This window comes from Trichlorobacter sp., assembly GCF_030247655.1.
In the GTDB taxonomy this organism is placed as follows: domain Bacteria; phylum Desulfobacterota; class Desulfuromonadia; order Geobacterales; family Pseudopelobacteraceae; genus Trichlorobacter.
Genome location: NZ_JAOTRZ010000236.1, coordinates 1 through 4,381 on the forward strand (window position 1 = coordinate 1; position 4,381 = coordinate 4,381).

7 protein-coding genes are annotated in these 4,381 nt (G+C 52.2%); 3 read left to right on the forward strand and 4 right to left on the reverse strand.

The annotated features are described in order from the left end of the window. Nucleotides 1–121 precede the first annotated feature (121 nt). The 4 genes from OEL57_RS14615 to OEL57_RS14630 are packed head-to-tail and all read right to left on the reverse strand — an operon-like array spanning nucleotide 122 to nucleotide 2,387. Nucleotides 122–1,102, reverse strand: coding sequence for an SLAC1 anion channel family protein (locus tag OEL57_RS14615; protein ID WP_300741445.1), 981 nt, complete (start codon nucleotides 1,100–1,102; stop codon nucleotides 122–124). A 27-nt stretch (nucleotides 1,103–1,129) separates the two neighbouring features. Continuing rightward, nucleotides 1,130–1,543, reverse strand: coding sequence for a DUF302 domain-containing protein (locus OEL57_RS14620; protein ID WP_300741447.1), 414 nt, complete (start codon nucleotides 1,541–1,543; stop codon nucleotides 1,130–1,132). Next, nucleotides 1,540–2,001 carry an iron-sulfur cluster assembly scaffold protein gene (locus OEL57_RS14625; protein ID WP_300741448.1) on the reverse strand — a complete coding sequence of 154 codons (462 nt, stop codon included), beginning with the start codon at nucleotides 1,999–2,001 and terminating at the stop codon, nucleotides 1,540–1,542. Before OEL57_RS14625 ends, OEL57_RS14620 begins: the two co-directional genes overlap by 4 nt. Next, nucleotides 1,998–2,387, reverse strand: coding sequence for a NifB/NifX family molybdenum-iron cluster-binding protein (locus tag OEL57_RS14630; RefSeq protein WP_300741449.1), 390 nt, complete (start codon nucleotides 2,385–2,387; stop codon nucleotides 1,998–2,000). Before OEL57_RS14630 ends, OEL57_RS14625 begins: the two co-directional genes overlap by 4 nt. Before the next feature lie 219 nt (nucleotides 2,388–2,606). On the opposite strand from OEL57_RS14630, the gene rpsF reads away from it, so the two are divergent. The 3 genes from rpsF to OEL57_RS14645 are packed head-to-tail and all read left to right on the forward strand — an operon-like array spanning nucleotide 2,607 to nucleotide 4,312. Beyond that, a complete protein-coding gene (gene rpsF / locus OEL57_RS14635; protein WP_300741450.1) occupies nucleotides 2,607–2,975 on the forward strand; it encodes a 30S ribosomal protein S6 in 369 nt (122 codons plus the stop codon). 21 nt (nucleotides 2,976–2,996) lie between these two features. Further along, nucleotides 2,997–3,332 carry a 30S ribosomal protein S18 gene (gene rpsR, locus OEL57_RS14640; protein WP_078789107.1) on the forward strand — a complete coding sequence of 112 codons (336 nt, stop codon included), beginning with the start codon at nucleotides 2,997–2,999 and terminating at the stop codon, nucleotides 3,330–3,332. Nucleotides 3,333–3,358: 26 nt separating this feature from the next. Continuing rightward, nucleotides 3,359–4,312: a YybS family protein gene (locus OEL57_RS14645; protein ID WP_300741452.1), complete on the forward strand. Its 954-nt coding sequence runs from the start codon at nucleotides 3,359–3,361 to the stop codon at nucleotides 4,310–4,312. Nucleotides 4,313–4,381 lie beyond the last annotated feature (69 nt).

Consider the following 4,381-nt stretch of genomic DNA (forward strand, 5'->3'; position numbering starts at 1 on the left):
ATACATTCAAGCTGCCCCAGCGGGGTTCCGGCAGGCTTATAGACCGCCTTGAGAGCAAGGCGGTCTGGACAGCTACAGGTATATGGTTTACGTGGTCTCGGCATACAGCTACAGGTCTTCCTTAATCTTCAACGCAGATCTCGCCGCGACTCATGGCAGAGATAGTTTTGACGCTCAACACTGCGATGATAATGGTCAAAAACGCAAGTTCAAACCAGGCCATAAATCCGATAAACGGATCACGGACAAGGCTGAGCATCAGGAATGACGCCAGAGTTTTGGCAGCCATGGGAAATGAATAGGCCCACCAGGAGAGATAAAAATTGATTTTCAACAAACGAGGCAGTTGATAGAGTACCAAAAAGAACATAAACAGTGAGAAGTAGTACAAAATTCTACCGAATGAATCCAGCCCGCCACCAGTCAGACGGACATAGGCAATAAAACCGATGGCTGGCGGTGCGAACAGGATAAAGAGCGTTGGCATCAGCCGTTCTGCAATCGGTGCATGGAAGAACATCCGATACAGTACAATCACCAGCAGGATCATCCAAAAAATCAGGCCGACACTGAAGAAAAACCAGGACAGTTCGGTATAGCCGTGCTTGACGCCGGCAATCGGCACGATAATGGAACCGACAATCGGGATAAACCAGCCTGGCGTCATCTGTTCTATCTTGAACCGCTCATGCTGAATCCACTCTGAAATAACATAAATGGAAGCGATGAACTGCAGTGCAGTGCCAACAGCCCAGCTATAGAACGATGCGGTCATGTTCCGCTCAAGCATGACCACGCTCAGCACCAGCAAAATCTTGGCTACCAGCGGGAAAAAGTTAATTTTTACCGGATGGTTCAGCTCTTTTTTGACTGAACCCGGGCAGGTCGCTCCCTTGTACAGATAGATGACACCAACCAGCGCAAACAGCGCCACGGTAAGATATAGCAATACCGTACTGACCGGATGTAGCGCGTGCAGCAGGCCACCTGCCTTCTGCACCGACAGGGTAAAACCGGCCAATCCAAGCACAATGGCAAAAAAAGTGATATGAAAGTTGCACAACCGGGAGGTTGAGTGTGCGCTATGCTCTGCTGACGACATAAATACACTCCTTAAAGCTTTATAAAATTACAGTGATTCTTTGATTGCCTGCTCAATCTCGTCATAGGTGCTGCCAACCGAGGTTGCAAACTCCAGATCCTGCACCAACGCCTCAATCATCTGTTGGTTAAAACGCAAAAAACGTACCTGGGTGCGGCCTTCTGAGCTGAACACCGTGACAAACTTGGGCATCAAGGCTGCCCGTTCCGGGTTTTTCTGCAGGCTTCCGGCTGCCTTTTCAGGCTTGCAGATCTGGATCATATGCAGATCAAATCCTTCAGCCACCTGTACTCCGTGAGAACCAAAGGTATGAGCCATCTCCATATGATCTTCATTATGGATCAAAAAACCTGCACGCAATCCAGCCTCTTTCAGATCTGCAACAAACTGCCATACCGGCTTAACTGACTCGCCGCGATACAACTGCGCCCAATTACTCATAGGTGTTCTCCTTCAGTCGGTTTCGGATCTCTGCCCGTCATATCCACTTCAAAATCAATCGGCGGTGCCTCACCGGTGATGGTGCTGGTGTACTGGGCAATGGCTGCATGCACTGCTGAAGCGATCAGATTGGAGCAATGCTCCTTATCATCGGGCAGCCCACCCAGAGCTGCCGTCACCGTTGCATCGGTCACCAGCAATGCCTCATTCAAACTCTTGCCCTTAACCAGCTCACTTCCCATGGAGGCAGTGGCAATGGCAGCACCGCAACCCTTAATCAGAAAACTGACCTTGGCCACACAGCCATCATCTATCCGCATAAATAAAAGTAGTGTATCGCCACAATCCGGGTCCCCCACCTGCACCACGACGTTGGCATCGTCCATGCCTCCAACATTACGGGGATTCCGGGCATGGTCCAGAACCGTCTCGGTATATTGGTTATAACCGTCACTCAATGGCAGCACCCTCCTCCATCAGTGGCGTGACTATGCCCACCGCAGACACTGCCCGGCGCAAACTCCTGCAGCCCGGCACCAGCAAGTGCGGCAAGATTATCGCGGATTGAAGCCCCCTGTGCCTGAAAGACCCGGTAGCCGGATCGATTCAGGGAGATAAGTGCCCCACGCCCGATACCACCCACTACAATACCATCAATATCCAGCCCTGCTACCGCCTTGGCGGGGTTACAGGCGCCATGCTCATGCACCTTGTCGCTGTTGTCCACCAGACTGGTCTGGCCGGTTGCAGCATCAACAACGATAAAGCGGGGGGCAGAACCAAAATGCCCATATACTTCACTATCCAGCCCTTGATCCTGAACAACAGGGAAACAAAGTTTCATGATACAGCTCCTTTTCTACGTTATTTGCATATGCACACATTAAAAGCATCTCATCTTTCCAATGTCAAGCTTTTCGTTCATATACACAAAACATATTTGTGCTTGCCTTTGGAACATATCTATAGTAAAGGCTTATTCCTTTAAGGCGGACACCTTTGTTCGCTACTCCTTGCTCCGGGCAAAGAACCGGGGCTACCTAATCCATGAGGAGGATTACACATGAGGAAGTACGAAACCATCTTCATCCTCCAGCCAGACCTTTCAGAAGACGATGTCAAGTCAGTCACTGAAAAGGTTCAGGACGTGGTTGCATCCTTTAAGGGTGACTTCCACCGGCTGGACGACTGGGGAACACGCAAACTGGCCTATGCAATCCGGAAGTTCCCCCGCGGGCGTTACTACTACCTGCGTTTTGACGGCGGAGCGCAATTGGTGGCTGAACTGGAGCGTCGTCTCCGGCTTGACGAGAAAGTGCTGCGCTACTTAAGCGTCAACATCACTGACGAGCCCGAGAAGAAGGTAGCTGAGCGCAAGCCGGTTACCGAAGCTGCTGAAGCCCCTGAAGCTGCTGAAGTTGCGGCTGAATAACGTTCCGGAGGACAAACACCAATGAGCGAAGCAACAACATCGACACCTAGCACCTACACCCCACGCCCCGGTGGTCGCCCCAGTGGTCCCGGTGGACGTCCCAGTGGCCCCGGTGGCCCACGCAAGAAGCGTCCTTTTCAGCGCCGCAAGGTATGCCGTTTCTGTGCTGAAAAAGACACCACTATCGACTACAAAGATCCACGCACCCTGCGCTACTTCATCACTGAGCGTGGCAAGATCGTACCCCGTCGTATCTCCGGCAACTGCTCCAAGCATCAGCGCGAGATTACCGAGGCGATCAAGCGGGCACGCAACCTGGCGCTTCTGCCACTTGCAGCCGGCCACGCACTTCCGTAGTCCGGTACTTTGTGGAGCAGCTTGAATTGCAAGCAAACGGCGGTCAGAAGCTGGCCGCCGTCTTGATCGGCACCCTGGGCTCAGGATTACTCTTCAGCGCCAGCCTTGCGGTACCCATACTAGGTTTTGTCTCGGCTTTTCTGGCCCCGGTTCCGCTGGGGCTTGCCCGCATCAAGGGCGGCAGTGCTGTTGCCGGTTTTAGCGCACTACTGGCCACCCTGTTGCTGGCAATACTGTTTTCTCCGCCGATTGGTGCATGGTATGTAGTCCAGTGCGGGTTAACCGGACTACTGGTTCCGGAATTGGCTCTGAAAGGTTTCAGGCCGTCACGCACCATCATCTGGACAACAGCTGCCGGTGTGACCCTGACAGCGCTGGTTGTTGCAGCTTTTGTCATCAGCAACGGCATCAATCTTCAGCTCTTTATACAAAAAGAAATCACTGACGGTATCAATCAGGCAACCAGGCTTTACGAACAGCACTCAGGACTGCCTGCTCAGGATATTGAGGTTCTCAAGCAGGGGATGCAGACCGTTGGGCAGATCATGTCCCGGATCTATCCTGCCCTGATCACCATCAACCTGGGACTGATCAACGCGGTTATGCTGCTGCTATTTACACGCACTGCTTCAAAACAGGCACTGGCAGTCAATCTGTCCCCCTTCAAGGAATTCAGGACACCTTACCCGCTGGTCTGGCTGCTGATTGTTGCCGGCTTTACCATGCTGGCACCATCCCCTCTGCTTACCACACCAGCCTTGAACATCCTGAGCGTGTTGGGGGTATTATATTTTATGCAGGGACTGGCAGTACTGCTCACAACATGTGAACGCTCCAGTTTCGCAAGCACCCTTAAAGTGCTGCTTGGCGTCATCCTGCTGACCCAGCCCTATCTGACTGTTGTTGTAACCATACTTGGTATCTTTGATTATTGGGGTGACTTCCGCACCCCACGCACCACGCAGGAAGAAAACCTGTAAAACAGGCTCGAAAGGAGAAGGAAACATGAAACTGATTCTGCAAGAAAACATTGAGCATCTGGGCCAGAC